The 15,699-nt window shown below is 63.7% G+C and carries 14 protein-coding genes and 1 riboswitch; of the genes, 13 read left to right on the forward strand and 1 reads right to left on the reverse strand.

The genetic code is table 11. From position 1 onward, the window contains the following. The first annotated feature begins 231 nt into the window (after nucleotides 1-231). Nucleotides 232-1,263 (forward strand): UDP-glucose 4-epimerase GalE, encoded by a 1,032-nt coding sequence (gene galE, locus J0909_RS03545; RefSeq protein WP_207260517.1) that lies wholly within the window; start codon nucleotides 232-234, stop codon nucleotides 1,261-1,263. A gap of 110 nt (nucleotides 1,264-1,373) precedes the next feature. Here the strand turns inward: galE and J0909_RS03550 are convergent, their stop codons facing one another. After that, nucleotides 1,374-2,798: a sigma-54-dependent transcriptional regulator gene (locus tag J0909_RS03550; RefSeq protein ID WP_286181733.1), complete on the reverse strand. Its 1,425-nt coding sequence runs from the start codon at nucleotides 2,796-2,798 to the stop codon at nucleotides 1,374-1,376. 350 nt (nucleotides 2,799-3,148) lie between these two features. On the opposite strand from J0909_RS03550, the gene tpx reads away from it, so the two are divergent. From tpx to J0909_RS03610, 12 genes are all read left to right on the forward strand, one after another. Beyond that, nucleotides 3,149-3,667, forward strand: coding sequence for a thiol peroxidase (gene tpx / locus J0909_RS03555; RefSeq protein ID WP_207260521.1), 519 nt, complete (start codon nucleotides 3,149-3,151; stop codon nucleotides 3,665-3,667). Nucleotides 3,668-4,101: 434 nt separating this feature from the next. Further along, nucleotides 4,102-4,977: a methylenetetrahydrofolate reductase gene (locus J0909_RS03560; RefSeq protein ID WP_207260523.1), complete on the forward strand. Its 876-nt coding sequence runs from the start codon at nucleotides 4,102-4,104 to the stop codon at nucleotides 4,975-4,977. 64 nt (nucleotides 4,978-5,041) lie between these two features. After that, nucleotides 5,042-5,218, forward strand: a riboswitch (cobalamin riboswitch). Between the two features lie 176 nt (nucleotides 5,219-5,394). Continuing rightward, nucleotides 5,395-7,521: a ribonucleoside triphosphate reductase gene (locus J0909_RS03565; RefSeq protein ID WP_207260524.1), complete on the forward strand. Its 2,127-nt coding sequence runs from the start codon at nucleotides 5,395-5,397 to the stop codon at nucleotides 7,519-7,521. A gap of 17 nt (nucleotides 7,522-7,538) precedes the next feature. Beyond that, nucleotides 7,539-7,754, forward strand: coding sequence for a hypothetical protein (locus J0909_RS03570; protein ID WP_207260525.1), 216 nt, complete (start codon nucleotides 7,539-7,541; stop codon nucleotides 7,752-7,754). A 248-nt stretch (nucleotides 7,755-8,002) separates the two neighbouring features. Beyond that, nucleotides 8,003-9,604 (forward strand): ABC transporter substrate-binding protein, encoded by a 1,602-nt coding sequence (locus tag J0909_RS03575; protein ID WP_207260526.1) that lies wholly within the window; start codon nucleotides 8,003-8,005, stop codon nucleotides 9,602-9,604. A 54-nt stretch (nucleotides 9,605-9,658) separates the two neighbouring features. After that, on the forward strand, nucleotides 9,659-10,654 hold the full coding sequence (locus J0909_RS03580; RefSeq protein ID WP_207260527.1) for an ABC transporter permease: 996 nt from the start codon (nucleotides 9,659-9,661) through the stop codon (nucleotides 10,652-10,654). Continuing rightward, nucleotides 10,651-11,535 (forward strand): ABC transporter permease, encoded by an 885-nt coding sequence (locus tag J0909_RS03585; protein ID WP_207260528.1) that lies wholly within the window; start codon nucleotides 10,651-10,653, stop codon nucleotides 11,533-11,535. The genes J0909_RS03580 and J0909_RS03585 overlap by 4 nt, the downstream gene beginning before the upstream one ends. A 2-nt stretch (nucleotides 11,536-11,537) precedes the next feature. After that, nucleotides 11,538-12,461: an ABC transporter ATP-binding protein gene (locus J0909_RS03590; RefSeq protein ID WP_207260529.1), complete on the forward strand. Its 924-nt coding sequence runs from the start codon at nucleotides 11,538-11,540 to the stop codon at nucleotides 12,459-12,461. Further along, on the forward strand, nucleotides 12,454-13,095 hold the full coding sequence (locus J0909_RS03595) for an ABC transporter ATP-binding protein (protein WP_207260531.1): 642 nt from the start codon (nucleotides 12,454-12,456) through the stop codon (nucleotides 13,093-13,095). The genes J0909_RS03590 and J0909_RS03595 overlap by 8 nt, the downstream gene beginning before the upstream one ends. 122 nt (nucleotides 13,096-13,217) lie before the next feature. Further along, entirely contained in the window at nucleotides 13,218-14,033 is an 816-nt protein-coding gene (locus J0909_RS03600; RefSeq protein WP_207260533.1) for a YkgJ family cysteine cluster protein, read from the forward strand. 83 nt (nucleotides 14,034-14,116) lie between these two features. Continuing rightward, nucleotides 14,117-14,698: a TetR family transcriptional regulator gene (locus J0909_RS03605; protein WP_207260535.1), complete on the forward strand. Its 582-nt coding sequence runs from the start codon at nucleotides 14,117-14,119 to the stop codon at nucleotides 14,696-14,698. A gap of 158 nt (nucleotides 14,699-14,856) precedes the next feature. Continuing rightward, entirely contained in the window at nucleotides 14,857-15,603 is a 747-nt protein-coding gene (locus J0909_RS03610; RefSeq protein WP_207260537.1) for an SAM-dependent methyltransferase, read from the forward strand. The last annotated feature ends 96 nt before the right edge of the window (nucleotides 15,604-15,699 follow it).

The following is a 15,699-nucleotide window of genomic DNA, read 5'->3' on the forward strand; positions in this document are numbered from 1 at the left end:
ATTCCGGGCTTATGCCAGAACGCCGGGGTTGTCCAGCATCAAGTCCCCCCGGGCATGATCGGCCCCGGCCACGCATCGCGGCAAAGAGCCGCCCCGGGCGCCATTAGGGCTGGACAAACCCGACGGATTCGCGGAACCTGGATGCGCCGAGGCCAGGGGGCGGGAGAATGCCCGCCATGGTCGCACGGGCAGACAACCCCCCGCCGGGGAGAATCACCCAAGGATCACTGCATGCGCATCAAAAAGGTATTGGTTTCCGGAGGCGCCGGCTACATAGGCACCCACACCTGCATCGAGCTGATCGACGCGGGATACGACATAATCTGCGCGGACAACTTCAGCAACAGTTCGCCTGTGGCCATGAAGCGGGTGGAACAGATCACGGGCGCCCGCATCCCGGTGCACCGCATGGACTTCTGCAAGCTGGACGAGGTCGAAGCCCTGTTCCGCGAGGAGGCCATCGACGCCGCCATCCACTTCGCCGGGTACAAGGCCGTGGGCGAGTCCGTGGCCAAGCCGCTGATGTATTACGAAAACAACCTCCTCAGCCTGATCAACCTGTGCAAGGCCATGGGCCGGAACACGGCCCGAAACATCGTCTTCAGTTCCTCGGCCACGGTCTACGGCCTGTCCGACCGGCTCCCCCTGACCGAAGAGACTCCTACAGAAGCCTACAGCTCCTATGGCCGCACCAAGCTGTACATCGAGGAAATCCTGAAGGACCTCCACGCGGCCGAACCGGGATGGAACATGTCCGTCCTGCGCTATTTCAACCCGGTGGGCGCGCACCCGTCGGGGCTTATCGGCGAAGACCCGGCGGATATCCCCAACAACCTCATGCCGTACATCGCCCAGGTGGCCGTGGGACGGCTGGAAAAGCTGCGCATCTTCGGCGATGACTACGACACCCCCGACGGTACGGGAGTGCGCGACTTCATCCACGTGGTGGATCTGGCCCGGGGCCACGTGGCCGCCCTGCGCAAGCTTGAGGAAGAGCCCGGCTACACGGTCCACAACCTGGGCACGGGCAAAGGATGCAGCGTGCTCGAATTGGTCCACGCCTTCGAACGGGTCAACAACGTGCCCATCCCCTACGAAATCACGGCCCGCCGCCCCGGCGACGTGGCCGCCAACTACGCCTCCACGGACAAGGCCCGCCGCGAATTGGGCTGGGAGGCGACCCACACCATCGACGACATGGTCCGAGACACCTGGAACTGGCAGTCCAAGAACCCCAACGGCTACCGGGACGCGACGGAATAAGGGTCCCGCGACGGCGCGCTGCAACGCGCTCTCCTGCCGGGGGACGCCCCCGTGTGATAGCCTTCCGGCGCGACGCCCCGGGAAAGCGGGCCACGGGCCGCTTGGCGGCGTCATTGGCTTTTCAAAGACAGGTTGTGCTTGTTCAGCAACTCGTACAGGCGGGCTCGGGAAAGGCCGGAAAGCTTGCAGGCCGTGGCGATGGAAGCGCCGCTCAACTGGACCAGCCGCCGCAGGTAGATCTGCTCCATGGCTTCCACGGCATCCTGCCGGGCGGCCTTCATGGTCGGGAACCCTTCGGCGGGCACGGACAGGATATGGGGAAGCGGCAACGGGCCTTTTTCCCGGGGCGGAACGCCGCTCCCGTCCATCTCCTGGAACACGCGGCGCATGCGCAGTTGCCGGGGGAGATGGTGAAGCCCCAAACTGTGGGAGAAGCGCGCCTTCTGAAGCGCGGCATGAAGAACGTCGGCCAACTGGGCCACGTTGCCGGGCCAGTCGTAAAGTCCGAGGGTCTCCAGAAACCCGGGCTCCACTTCCTTTTCTTCCATACCGCTCTCCCTGCACAGGATGGGAAGATAATATCGGGCCAGCAACTCGATGTCGCCGTTTCGTTCGCGCAGGGGCGGCAACTCGATGAGAAAGGACTGAAGCCGGTAATGGAGATCACGGTGAAATTCACCCCGGGCCACCAGATCCTCAAGGTTTCGGCTGGAGGCTGCGACCAGCCTGAAATCGCCACGAGACTCCTTGCCGGGAGCAAGCGGACGGGCGGCCCGATCCTCCAGGACCCGAAACAGGGCCTTCTGGACGTCCAGGTCGAGTTCGCCGATTTCATTCATGAACAAGGTACCGCCGTACGCCAGGTGAACCAAGCCTTTGCGGTCCTGATCCGTCCCGGTGGACGCGCCCCCCATACGCCCGAACAACAGGCTCTCGGCCAGAGGTCGGGGGAGATTGGCACAATCCGCCACGATGTAGCGGCCGTTCTTGCGGTCACTCCTGTTGTGCAGCGCCCGGGCGAAAAGTCTCTTGCCGGTCCCGGGTTCACCGATGATGAGCACGTTGCCCACACCCCCGGCGGAAATGGCCAGCCGTTCCCGACACAGGTTGAAAGCCGGACTGTCGCCGACAATCCCCTCGTGGTCCGAGGCCTCGGTTTGCCCTCGCCGCGCGGCCCTCTGCCACACCAGGTCCCGGACAACCTCGCGGATGCGCTCTTCCGGGACAGGCTTGACCAGACAGTGCTTGACCCCAGCGGTGAACGCCTGGGGAATGCGGTCCGAATCCGCTTTTTCCGCGAGCATGACAAAATCCGCATCCGGCGCCAGTTCGATCAGTCGGGGGAGATCACGCAACCCGCCGCCCCCGCGCAGGGCGGAGGCCAGAAAGACGATGTCGAAACGGCTGCCCTCAAGCCGGGTGAAACCTTCCGGCCCGGAATGGGCGCGGCAGCAGTCGTGGCCCATATCGTCGATCGCGGACTTGATGACGGCGCACTGAATCGGATCGCCATCAATCACCAGTATCTTTCCCATGGCAAGTCCCACCCTCCAGCCTTTACCCGCAACGCGGACGGACCGGGATTCAAACCGGACAACAGACACGAATCCACCTTCGCTATACGCAAACACTGGTTTTTCTGTCCATAGGGAAAACTCACGTTTCCATTTTCCCCGGAAGCCGACGGAGCCGCCCCCATCACCGTCCGCCAGGCACGCGGGAACAGGCAACGCGACGCTTCCGGCTGGCGCGGCGGCGCGCAGTCCGCCCGGCAAAACCGAGGGGATATCGTCACCAATTACAGGTTGATCCTTTACACGCCGCCAAGGATACTTATTTGAATAGGAACGACCAACCCACATTCATTCGTGAAAGGAGCAATATCATGGGCGAAAGAACCGGTATTATCACGTTCCAAGGCAATCCGTTGACCTTGATCGGCCCTGAAATCAAAGTCGGCGACACCGCGCCCGACTTCACCGTGACCGCCAACGACCTCTCCCCCGCCACCCTGTCCGATTTCTCCGGCAAGATGCTGGTCATCGCTTCTGTGCCCTCCCTGGACACCCCGGTTTGCGATATGGAGACCCGCCGTTTCAACACCGAGGCCTCGTCCCTGGGCGACGGAGTGAAAATCCTGACCGTCAGCATGGATCTGCCCTTTGCCCAGGCCCGCTGGTGCGGCGCGGCCGGAATCGAAGCCGTGCAGACCCTTTCCGACCATGCCCAGGCTTCCTTCGGCGAGAACTGGGGCACGCTCATCAAGGAGCTGCGCCTGTTGACCCGCGCCGTCTTTGTAATCGGCAAGGACGGCAAGGTCGCCTATGTCCAATATCTCAAGGAAATCACCGAGGAACCCGACTACGAGGCCGCCCTGAAGGTGGTCCGGGAGCTGGTCGGCTAATCCCGTTCCCACGCGAAACGCAGAAAACAACGGCCCGGAAGGCATCCCCTTCCGGGCCGTTTTGTATCCAACCGACGGCAAAGCAGGACATCCCCTCCCTTTCCCCGGCTTGACGCTCCAACTGAAACAGGGGGTTGGCATTGCACCCGGCCCGCTGTGGCAATGTCTGCATGCGCACGCATGTTGCCCAGACGATTCCCGACAGGAAGATGGCCCCCCGACCCGATTCGCCCATACGGACAGGGCTTGCCTTTTGTTTCGCATTTTAATATCAATACATCTTGATATACGAATTTAACTGCGATACCAATGGCCGGGCAATCGGTTCCTTCGCGAGCGATAGCCCGATCCGACAAACAAAGCGCGGCATGACGGACGGACCGGAGGCGGCGCAAAGCCGCTCCGGGACAGAAATCCCGCCACAAGGACAGACCATGAAAATCATCGATCGCATCCGGGACAACGGCCCCTTCCTTTCCCTTGAATTCTTCCCACCCAAGGAACGCGGCCAATGGCCCCGTTTCTTCGACCAGGTGGACCGACTGGCCGGGCTCGACCCGTTATTCGCTTCGGTCACCTACGGGGCGGGAGGCTCGTTCCGGGACAACACGCTGGAAATCGCGGCCGAGGTGCACGGGCGGTTCGGGCTGACGGTCATGTCGCATCTGACCTGCGTGGGCGCGGAAAAGCGGAGCGTGGCCGAGTACATCGACCGATTGCTGACAGCGGGCGTGGGCGATGTCCTGGCCCTGCGCGGAGACATGCCTGGCAACGATCCGACGGGAGCCTGGAAGGATTTCCGGCACGCCTCGGACTTGGTGGATTTCGTGCGCCGGGGATGGCCGGAGATGGGCGTGGCCGCGGCCTGCTACCCAGACGCCCACCCCGAGTCCCCGTCCATCGACGACGACCTGCGTTGGACCTGCCACAAGTTCAACACCGGTGCGGAATTCGGCGTGACCCAATTGTTCTTCGACGTGCGTCGATACCAGGACATGGTGCGGCGGCTCCGCTCCCGGGGCATCGACAATCCCGTGGTGCCGGGCATCCTGCCGGTCCTGGCCATGCAGTCCCTGGATCGCATCCTGTCGCTGTGCGGAGCAAACATTCCGCTCAAGCTCTACCTGGAAATCCGGGAGGCGTTCGACACCGGCGGAGACGAGGCCGTGCGGCGCAAGGGAGTGGAGATCGCCCGACGGCAAATCCACGAACTACTCGCCTTGGGAGCACCCGGCATCCACTTGTATTCACTCAATAATGCCGACGTATGCCTAGACATTCTCCGAGGCGTCCCGGAGCTGTGCGGCTGAGATGAATCGTCCATCACGGCGAATCCGCTCTTGCGCTTCGCCAATCCTTTGGCTAGTCTTACGCCGTTCCAGATGTCCTTCAGGTGGCCATGGGCCATAACAGGGAATCCGGTGCGAAGCCGGAGCGGTCCCGCCGCTGTGATCCCCGTAAGAATGTCCAGCCCAACATGCCACTGCCGCAAGGCGGGAAGGCGGGCCGGGCGGGGAAAGCCAGAAGACCTACCTGAAGCGTTTCCTGCCGAATGCGGTTCGCGGAACCCGCATGCGGACAAGAATGCGTATTACCCGACAACCGTCGTCAGGACTCGCGGTGCTGCCGCGAGATCCGTTCATCGGCGACAATGCAGGCGATTTTGTTGCGGCCGCACCTCGTGCGGCGCGCACCCTTCCGCGTCTCACGCCTGCAAGAGACATTCAATGCCCAGCAAAATCCTCAAGCGTGACGGATGCATCGAGACCTGGTCCACCAAACGGATCGGCAACGCCATTTTCAAGGCCCTCCAGGGCAGCGGCATCAAGGACCCGCTGCTCGCCGACCGGCTGGCCAGAAAAGTGGAAAAAAAGCTCACGGATGTGGACATCCCCGAGCAGGAACAGGTCCAGGACATGGTCCAGGAAGTCCTCATGGATGCCCGCCTGTTCAAAGTGGCCGAGCGGTACATCATCTACCGCGAAAAGCGGCGCGAACTGCGCTCCCAGGACGAAGCGTTCCTGGACATCGCCAAGGTAACCGACAGCTACCTGAACAACGTCGACTGGCGGGTCAACGAAAACTCGAACATGACCCATTCCTACCAGGGGCTGATCCTGCATATGGCGGGCGCGGTCCAGGCCCGGTACATGCTTGAAAAGTACCCCGAGGAAGTCCGTCTGGCCCACACCCACGGCTACTTCCACATCCACGACCTGTCCTTCGGTCTGGCCGGATACTGCTCCGGCTGGTCCCTGCGCGACCTGCTGCTCGAAGGATTCAACCTGCGCGATCGTTGCTCGTCCACCCCGGCCAAGCACTTCGACGCGGCCTGCGGACAGATAGTCAATTTCCTCGGCACCCTCCAAAATGAGTGGGCCGGGGCCCAGGCCTTCAACAACGTGGATACCTATCTGGCCCCGTTCATCCGCAACGACGGCCTGAGCTACCACGACGTCAAGCAGCAGCTCCAGAAGCTGCTGCACAACCTGAACGCCACCTCGCGCTGGGGTGGACAGTCGCCGTTCACCAACTTCACCCTGGACTTCCAACCGCCCGCGCACATCGCCAAGGAACCGATCATCATCGGCGGCGAGTTCAAGGACTCCACCTACGGCGAATACGCCGAGGAAATGGCCATGTTCAACCGCGCCTTCCTGGAAGTCATGCTCGACGGCGACGCGGACGGACGCATCTTCTCCTTCCCCATCCCCACGTATAACGTGACCAAGGACTTCCCCTGGGAATCCGAGGAAGGCAAGCTGCTCCTGAAGATGACCGCCAAGTACGGCGCGCCCTACTTCCAGAACTTCATCAACTCGGATCTGAATCCCGAAGACGTGCGCTCCATGTGCTGCCGGTTGCAGATGGACCTGCGCGAGATCCGCAAGAAGACCGGCGGCCTGTTCGGCGCGGGCGACCTGACCGGCTCCATCGGCGTGGTCACCCTGAACCTGCCCAAGCTGGCCTATCTGGCCCACAATGAAGAAGACTTCATGGACCTGATCACCGAGTACGCCCGCCTGGCCTCGGAGTCCCTGGAATTCAAGCGCAAGGTGGTCCAGCAGAACCTGGACGCGGGCATGTTCCCGTTCTCCCGGCGCTACCTCAAGAACGGTTTCAAGGGCCACTTCTCGACCATCGGGCTCATCGGCGGCCATGAGGCGTGCATGAACCTGCTGCACAAGGGGCTCGACACGCCGTCCGGATCCCACCTCATGCAGCGGGTGCTCAAGCTCCTGCGTCGGCTGGTGGTCCAGTTCCAGGAAGAGACCGGCAACCTGTACAACCTCGAAGCCACGCCCGGCGAAGGCACCTGCTACCGGCTGGCCAAAATCGACCGCGAGCTGTACGCCGACATCTACACCTCGGGCGACGAGACCCCCTACTACACCAACTCCACCCTGTTGCCCGTGGGCATCAGCTCGGACGTGTTCTTCGCTCTGGAACACCAGAACGCCTTGCAGACACTGTACAACGGCGGCACGGTCTTCCACACCTTCCTGGGCGAGGCCGCCCCGGACGAGGAGAGCGTGAAGAACTTCCTGATCAAGGCAATGAGCAAGACCAAGATCCCATACATCTCGGTCACGCCGACCTTCTCCATCTGCGAGGATCACGGCTACCTCTACGGCGAGCACTTCCACTGCCCGACCTGCGACAAGGAAACCGAGGTCTATACCCGCGTGGTCGGCTACTACCGCCCGGTGGGGCGCTGGAACAAGGGCAAGCAGCAGGAGTACAAGGACCGCATGGAATACTCGGAGCAGAGCTTCTGCCGTCCGGCCTGCGCCCCCGCCTGCGTCCCCGTGGCCGAACCCGCCGGTGAATCCGTGAGCGAGCCCGCCGCCTGACGAACCCCGGGGAATCGATGATACTCGACGCAAACCAGCTCGCCTCCATACGGCAGCACAACGACGAGGAATTGCGAAGGGGAAGCCGCGCTACGCACGGCTACCCCGCCCGCACGGTGCAGGACCTGTTGCACACGATCGAAACCCTGAAGAAAGAAAAGAAGAAGTGGAAGAAGCTGGCCCAGGACCGGGGCAAGGCCCTCAAGACCATCAGGGATCTGACCTCGGAATAGTCCCCAGCCATCCACCGATTCGGCGCTTCGCATCCCTACAAGGCCTGGAAGGTTTTCCTTCCAGGCCTTTTTCGTCGGCTCGACGAAGACCGCCACACATCCAGGCCCTCTTGCCGTCATCCCCCGTCCATTCCCCAACCTTCGCAGTTCTACTATTCTCATTATCATTCGTGTTAGTTGACACGTTTTTTTAAATAGTGCTATTTAGCGCAATCTTTTTAAAAACGCGTACTCAAAGTGAGGAGTTCATGCACGGTTTCCCCCAATCCCGCGCGGGCAGGTTGGTCCTGACCGCAGTGTTCGGCCTGTTGGTTCTTGCCACCCTGGGCGCAACCCCGGCCCTGGCCAAGGACACGCTCACCCTGGCGATCAAGGGCGAACCCGAGGACGGATACGATCCGACCATGGGCTGGGGCCGCTACGGCAATCCCCTGTTCCAGTCCACCCTGCTCAAACGGGACGAGCAACTGAACATCATCAACGACCTGGCCACGGCAGCCGAACTGGCCGATGGGGGGCTGGCCTGGAACGTGACCATCCGCCAGGACGCCAAATTTTCCGACGGGTCCCCGCTGACCGCCGAGGATGTGGCTTACACCTTCAACACCGCGGCCAACGCGGGCGGCAAGGTGGACCTGATCAACATGGACAAGGCCGAGGCCACTGGCGCGTACACCGTGCGGATCACCCTCAAAAAGCGTGACACGACCTTCATCAACCGGCTGGTCAGCCTGGGCATCGTGCCCAAGGCCCTGCACGGCCCCGATTATGCCCGCAAGCCCATTGGGTCCGGCCCCTACCGGATGGTCGAATGGAACGAGGGCCAGCAGATGATCGCCGAGATCAATCCCTATTATTACGGCGACAAGCCCTTTTTCAAACATCTGGTCTTTCTGTTCACCGACGAGGACACCTCCTTCGCCGCGGCCAAGGCGGGCAAGGTGGACGTGGTCGTGGTCCCGCAGGTCCTGGCCTTGCAGTCCCTCCCCGGCATGGTCCTCCATCCGGTGAAAAGCGTGGACAACCGGGGACTCATGTTCCCCTACCAGCCCAACACCGGCAAGACCACTGACCAGGGCGCGCCCATCGGCAACAACGTCACCGCCGACCCGGCCGTCCGCAAGGCCATCAATGTGGCCATCGACCGCAAGTTGCTGGTCCAGGGCGTACTCGAAGGATTCGGCCGACCGGCTTACGGCCCCTGCGACGGCCTGCCTTGGGACAACCCGGAAAACATCTTCAAAGACGCCGACCCGGATGCGGCCCGCAAGCTTCTGTCCGACGCAGGTTGGAAGGATTCCGACGGCGACGGCATCGTGGAGAAGAACGGCGTCAAGGCGGAATTCACCATCATCTATCCGGCCGACCGGTCCATCCGCCAATACCTGGCCCTGGCCGTGGCCGACATGCTCAAGCCGGTGGGCATCCATGCGGTGGTCGAAGGCAAGCGCAGCTGGGACGAGATCAGGCACCTGATGCACTCGAACGTCATCGTCTTCGGCTGGGGAGCGCACGACCCCATCGAGGTCTACCAGCTCTACTCCAGCCACCACGCGGGTGAAGGATTCAGCAACGGCGGCTACTACATCAATCCCCAAGTGGACAAATACCTGGACCAAGCCATCGCCGCCCCGAATTACGAGGCCTCCCTCGCCTTCTGGAAGAAGGCCCAGTGGGACGGCACCACCGGGTGCAACGCCCATGGCGACGCGCCCTGGGCCTGGCTGGTCAACCTGGAACACACCTACTTCGTCAACGAGCATCTGGACGTGGGCGTCTCCCAGGTGGAGCCCCACGGGCACGGCTGGCCCATCACGGCCAACATCCAGAAATGGACCTGGAAGGATTAACCCTTGCCTCCCGGCGGCGCGGCCCTCCCCGCGCCGCCGGAACCAGGACGTAACATGCACCCCATCTCCCCCTCCTTCTGTCTGGGCAAGCTCGGACGGCTCGCACTGATCCTGTCGCTGGTCTCGGTCCTGGCCTTCACCCTGGTTTCCCTGTCGCCGGTGGACCCGGTATCCGCCTACATCGGCATCGACCGCATGCAGATCAGCACCGCCCAGGAACAGCGCATCATCGAACGCTGGGGACTCGAAAAACCCGCGCCCGAACGGTTCCTCATTTGGGCGAAGCATGCGCTCCAGGGCGACCTGGGCCGCTCCATGATCTTCAACGAACCCGTGACCACGGTCATCGGCAAGCGGTTCGCCACCTCGCTCTGGCTTATGGCCACGGCCTGGGTGCTGTCCGGGCTGCTCGGCTTCGTCCTCGGGGTGATCGCGGGCACCAACCGCAATTCCCCGGCGGACCGGTTCATCCGCGTATACAGTTATACCCTGGCCTCAACCCCGTCATTCTGGATGGGACTGGTGTTGCTGGCCGTGTTTTCAGTGGCCCTGGGCTGGACGCCCATCTGCTGCGCCACCCCGCCGGGCGTGTCGCCAGCGGACGCCACCCTGTGGCAGCGGCTGCATCACCTGATCCTCCCGGCGGCCACGCTGTCGGTCATCGGCGTGGCCCAGATCGCCCTGCACACCCGCGAAAAGACCATCGATGCCATGAACAGCGAGTATGCCCTGTTCGCCCTGGCTCAAGGGGAATCCAGGACGGGCGTGGCCTGGCGGCACGCGGTGCGCAACGTGGCTTTGCCCGCCGTGACCCTCCAGTTCGCCTCCCTGGGGGAGCTGTTCGGCGGCTCGGTCCTGGCCGAGCAGGTCTTTTCCTACCCGGGCCTGGGCAAGGCCACGGTGGAGGCGGGCATCCGCGGCGACGTGCCCCTTTTGCTCGGCATCACCCTGTTCAGCGCCGTGTTCGTATTTTCCGGCAACCTCATCGCCGACATCCTGTACGGCGTGCTTGACCCGCGCATCCGCATCGGTGCGGAGGAGGCTCGATGACCCCCGCGGCAGCTTCCCCCACCCTGTCCGAACGCCTCTACCCCGTGGCGGAACGGCTGCGTCTATCGGACGGCCGGGGCCGCGCCGCCTGGGCGGCAGGCCTGTGCCTGGTCTACTTCGCGGTCCTGATCGCAACCTCCCGGCTCATGGGCGACGCCGGGCTGAGCACGGATTTTCTGCACAAGAAGCTGCCGCCCTGCCTGGAATACCCCTTCGGCACGGACTGGCTGGGCCGCGACATGCTGGTGCGTACCACCAAGGGACTGACCCGCAGCCTGGGCATCGGGCTGCTGGCGGCCACGGTCAGTTCCGTGGTCTCGGCCGTGCTCGGCACCCTGTCCGCAACCATGGGCAAGAAGACCGACGCGGTGGTGACCACGCTCATCGACCTGGTCATGGCCACCCCGCACCTGGTCCTGCTCATCCTGGTCTCCTTCGCCTGCGGCGGCGGGGCCACCGGGGTAATCATCGCCGTGGCCGTGTCCCACTGGACCCGGTTGGCGCGCATCATCCGGGCCGAAATCCTGCAGCTCAGGCAGGCGGAATTCGTCATGGTCTCGCGCCGGCTCGGCCGCTCGCCCTGGTGGATCGCCCGCAAACACATGCTCCCGCATATCGTGCCCCAGTTCACCATCGGATTGATCCTGCTCTTCCCCCACGCCATCCTGCACGCGGCCGGACTGACCTTCCTTGGGTTCGGGCTCTCCCCGCACAACCCGTCCATCGGCATCCTGTTGTCCGAGTCCATGCGCCACATCTCGACCGGCTACTGGTGGCTGGCCATCCTTCCCGGCCTGTCCCTGCTGGTCACGGTCAAACTCTTCGATGTCCTGGGCAACAGCCTGCGCGTCATCACCGATCCCAAAACCAGCCAGGAGTAGCCATGCTGTCCGTCCAAAACCTGTCCATCGAATTCAGCCGCTACGGCTCGGGCCGTCAACGACGGACCCTGCACCCGGTGCGCGACCTGTCGCTGACCGTCGAGGCCGGGGAGATCGTGGCCGTGGTCGGCTCCAGCGGCTCGGGGAAAAGCCTGTTGGCCCACGCAATCCTCGGTTTGCTGCCGAAAAACGCCCGGGTCTCCGGCGAGATCCTGTTCCAGGATGAACCCGTGACCGCACGGACCGTAACCCGGCTGCGCGGCAGACGGATCGCCCTGATTCCCCAGTCCGTGGCCTACCTGAACCCGCTGTGCAAGGTGGGCGGGCAGGTCTACCGCGCCTCGCGCCTGAGCGGCCGATGCCGCCACGACGCGGCCCGGAACACGGACCAGGCCTTCGACCGCTATCGGCTGGCGAGCGGCGTCAAGGCCATGTACCCGTTCCAGGTGTCCGGCGGCATGGCCCGGCGGGTGCTCACGGCCACGGCCACGGCAGGGGACGCCGACCTGCTCATCGCGGACGAGCCGACCACCGGCCTGGATGCCGAGGTGGCCCGCCAGTCCCTGTCCCACCTCCGCGAACTGGCCAACGCGGGCAAGGGAATCGTGCTCATCACCCACGACATCGACGCAGCCGTGCGGATCGCGGACAGGGTGGCGGTGATCTATGCCGGGACCACGGTGGAACTGGCCCCGGCAACGGCCTTCCTCGGCGCGGGGCAACTTCGCCACCCGTACACCCGGACGCTATGGAGCGCCCTGCCCCAACAGGATTTTCGCTATGTAGCCGGAAACCAGCCCATGGAGGATTGCCTGGTGGAAGGGTGCATCTACGGCGACCGTTGCGCCGGACGGACCGAGGAATGCCGCCGCCCCCAACCTCTGCGCGCCGTGGACGACGGCCGGGTGAGGTGCTGCCATGCTTAAGGGAGACCGGCTCTTTTTCCGTTACGAGACCACACCGTGGATCATTGAGGACCTGAACATCGAAATTCAGCCCGGCGAAGTGGTCGGCCTGCCCGGCCCCAGCGGCCGGGGCAAGTCCACCCTGGCCAAACTCCTGGCCGGACACCTCGCCCCGCAGCAAGGCCGCATCTCCTGCGACGGCCAACCGCTGCCCATGAACGTCTTCTGCCCGGTGCAGCTTATTTTCCAGCATCCGGAACTGACCATGAACCCGCGCTGGAAGCTTCGCGACAGCCTGTGCGAAGGCTGGCAACCCGATCAACGCGCCCTCCAGGCCCTGAACATCGAGCCCGCCTGGCTGTCCCGCTACCCCCACGAACTGTCCGGCGGCGAACTCCAGCGGCTGGCCCTGGCCCGGGTCCTGTCCCCGCGCACGCGCTATCTCCTGGCGGACGAAATGACGGCCATGCTCGATCCCAATACCCAAGCCCTGGTCTGGGACGCGGTCCTCCACTGGGCCGACCGGCACGGGGCGGGCGTCCTGGCCATCAGCCACGACCGCCACCTGCTGGCCCGGGTGGCCCACCGCATCGACGACACCTTCGCGCCCCGGGAATTCGAGGAACCCCGTAAGCCCTGCCGAGCCGCCGCCTGACCGGTGCGCCCCCCTTCGGCCCCGGCCGCACGCGAACAAACGCTTGACAAAAAGGCACCTCTGGCCGGAATGATGGCATCAGTGGATCCCCGTCAACCTCCCTTGTCTGTTCGAGGTGTTTCATGGCCGCTCGTTCCCGTTCCAAGCCGGGTGGAAAACGCCGCCCCAAACGCGCCGCGCGCGCGGGTACGACGGGTCGCGGGCAACCTTCCGGCCAGGCGCGGGACGCACTCGCCGCCCGCATAGCCGAAGACGGCATGACGGCCTTCGTCGCGGTCCTGCGCCCGGCGGACGACGCGGCCGAGGTCTCACGAACCGAGGCGCTCCACCAGGCCGTTCACGACGCCTACGCCCGGCTCGACGCCATGCTGGAGGAACTGGCCCCGGACCCGCCGCTGGCCTGCCACCAGGGGTGCATCCACTGCTGCTACAACCAGGTGGCCCTGACCGAGCCGGAAGCCCTGTACCTGGGCCGACATCTACTGGAAACGCGCGACGCGCGGGAACTCCGGGACCTGGAAGCCCGGACGCGCGCCCTGGCGGAAAGACTGAAAGGCAAAAGCTGGCAAGACATCGGCATGGCCCGGCACCGTCTTCCCTGCCTGTTTCTGGAAAACGGCGGCTGCTCGGTCTATCCCGCCCGCCCCCTGGCCTGCCGGGGCTGGAACTCGGTAGACGCGGACCGCTGCCTGCAAAGCAACCTGTCCGGCAACGCCCTGACTCTCATAGAAAACCACCCCGTCATCCGGCAGATGGCCGACGCCGTCCAGAGCAGCCTCCTGCTTGGAGCCAACGCCCTGGGGTTGGAGGCGGGGTACCTGCTCATGGCCCGCGCGACGTTGCTCCTCCTGGAGAACGGCGCGCAACAAGGCGTCCCGGAACAAACCGCCGATTGGCTGCGCGGCTCCCCCTTCTTCGGCAGGAAGAAGACCTGGTGACCCCGCGCCCGGCGGGCTCTTCGCCCCGCGTTGCGGTTATTTTCCCTTGACGGGATTTAATCGCTTGATTAACAGTTCTGCCTATGACGAACAAAGAACGCATCTTTCTGGCCGGAGCCGAGCTTTTCGCCAAGGGGACCTACGACAGCGTCGGCATTCGCGAGATCGCCCAGAAGGCCGACGCGAACAGCGCCATGATTTCCTATTATTTCGGCAATAAGACAGGCCTGCTGCGCGAGATTTTCATTCGCTTCAAGCAACTGTTGAGCTTCGAGATCCGGCAGGCCGTCGAACAGGCCCGGGACACCACTGAACTGTGCTCCATCTTCGTTCGCAAAGTCATCAAAAACGCCAGGGCCAACCGGAACATTTATCTCGTCGGGCTTCGGGAGCTCAATCGCGACTCCGCGGAGCTTCAGGACCTCCGCACGGAGTTGGTCGAATCCAACTGGGAATTCTTCTACGCCAATGCCGCAAAATTCAAAATATCCGGCACCCGCGCTGGATCGGGACGGCCCATTGTCCTGACGGGCATCCTGGGGCTAATCTTTTCGGACTACCTGCTTGGCGGCGGCGACTGCATCGACCAAAAGGCCGCGTCCGAGACCTATGTCGAAACCATCACCCTGATGCTGCAACTGGGGTTGCCCGGCTACTGGGCATAATTTTCGCGGGCCGCTGCAAACCGGCCCTTGTGGATGCAAAGTTGATTACGGAACACCGAGATGGCAACGCAAAACGTCCAGGCCGCGGCGCGATGACCGCCCCGTCAACCCAGAACGTATCCAGGCCATCCCGCAACGCAAGAAAAGGAACCCGCACAATGGATATCCCACGCATCTTCACCATTACGGAAAGCGCCCACCGCATCCATAACCCGTTCACCCCGGAAAAGCTCGCCACCCTTGGCGCGGCATTGCGCCTGGAACCGGGCGCCCGCGTGCTCGACCTCGGCAGCGGTTCAGGCGAAATGCTGTGCACCTGGGCGCGCGATCACGGAACCACCGGCGTCGGCATCGACATGAGCAGCCTGTTTTCCGGGCAGGCAAAACAGCGCGCCGAGGAACTCGGGGTCGCCGACCGGGTCGAATTCATCCATAACGACGCCGTCGGCTATGTCGCCGACGAAAAGGTCGATCTGGCGGCCTGCCTCGGCGCCACGTGGATCGGCGGCGGAATCGCGGGCACCATTGAACTGCTGGAGAAGAGTCTCCGCCCCGGCGGGATCATCCTCATCGGCGAGCCCTATTGGCTGCGGTTGCCGCCCACGGAAGATATCGCCCGGGGGTGCCTCGCCGGATCCATCTCCGACTTTCTGCCCCTTCCGGAACTGCTCACGTCCTTCGCCGACCTCGGCTACGACGTCGTAGAAATGGTTCTGGCCGATCAAGACGGCTGGGACAGATACGAAGCGGCCAAATGGCTGACCATGCGCCGATGGCTCGAAGCCAATCCCGATGACGACTTCTCGGCCGAAGTTCGGGCTCAACTGACTTCGGAGCCGAAACGCTACGCCGCGTACACCCGCGAGTACCTCGGATGGGGCGCATTCGCGCTGATGGCGCGATAACGGCCACAGCCGACCCGGCGGCGCGGCAAACGGCCCGTTCAAAGGCAATAGCCGACCGGCAAGACAACAACTCGAAACACCGGGGCTGCGGGAGAC

The sequence above is a fragment of the Desulfovibrio sp. Huiquan2017 genome (genome assembly GCF_017351175.1).
Taxonomy (GTDB): Bacteria; Desulfobacterota; Desulfovibrionia; order Desulfovibrionales; family Desulfovibrionaceae; genus Pseudodesulfovibrio.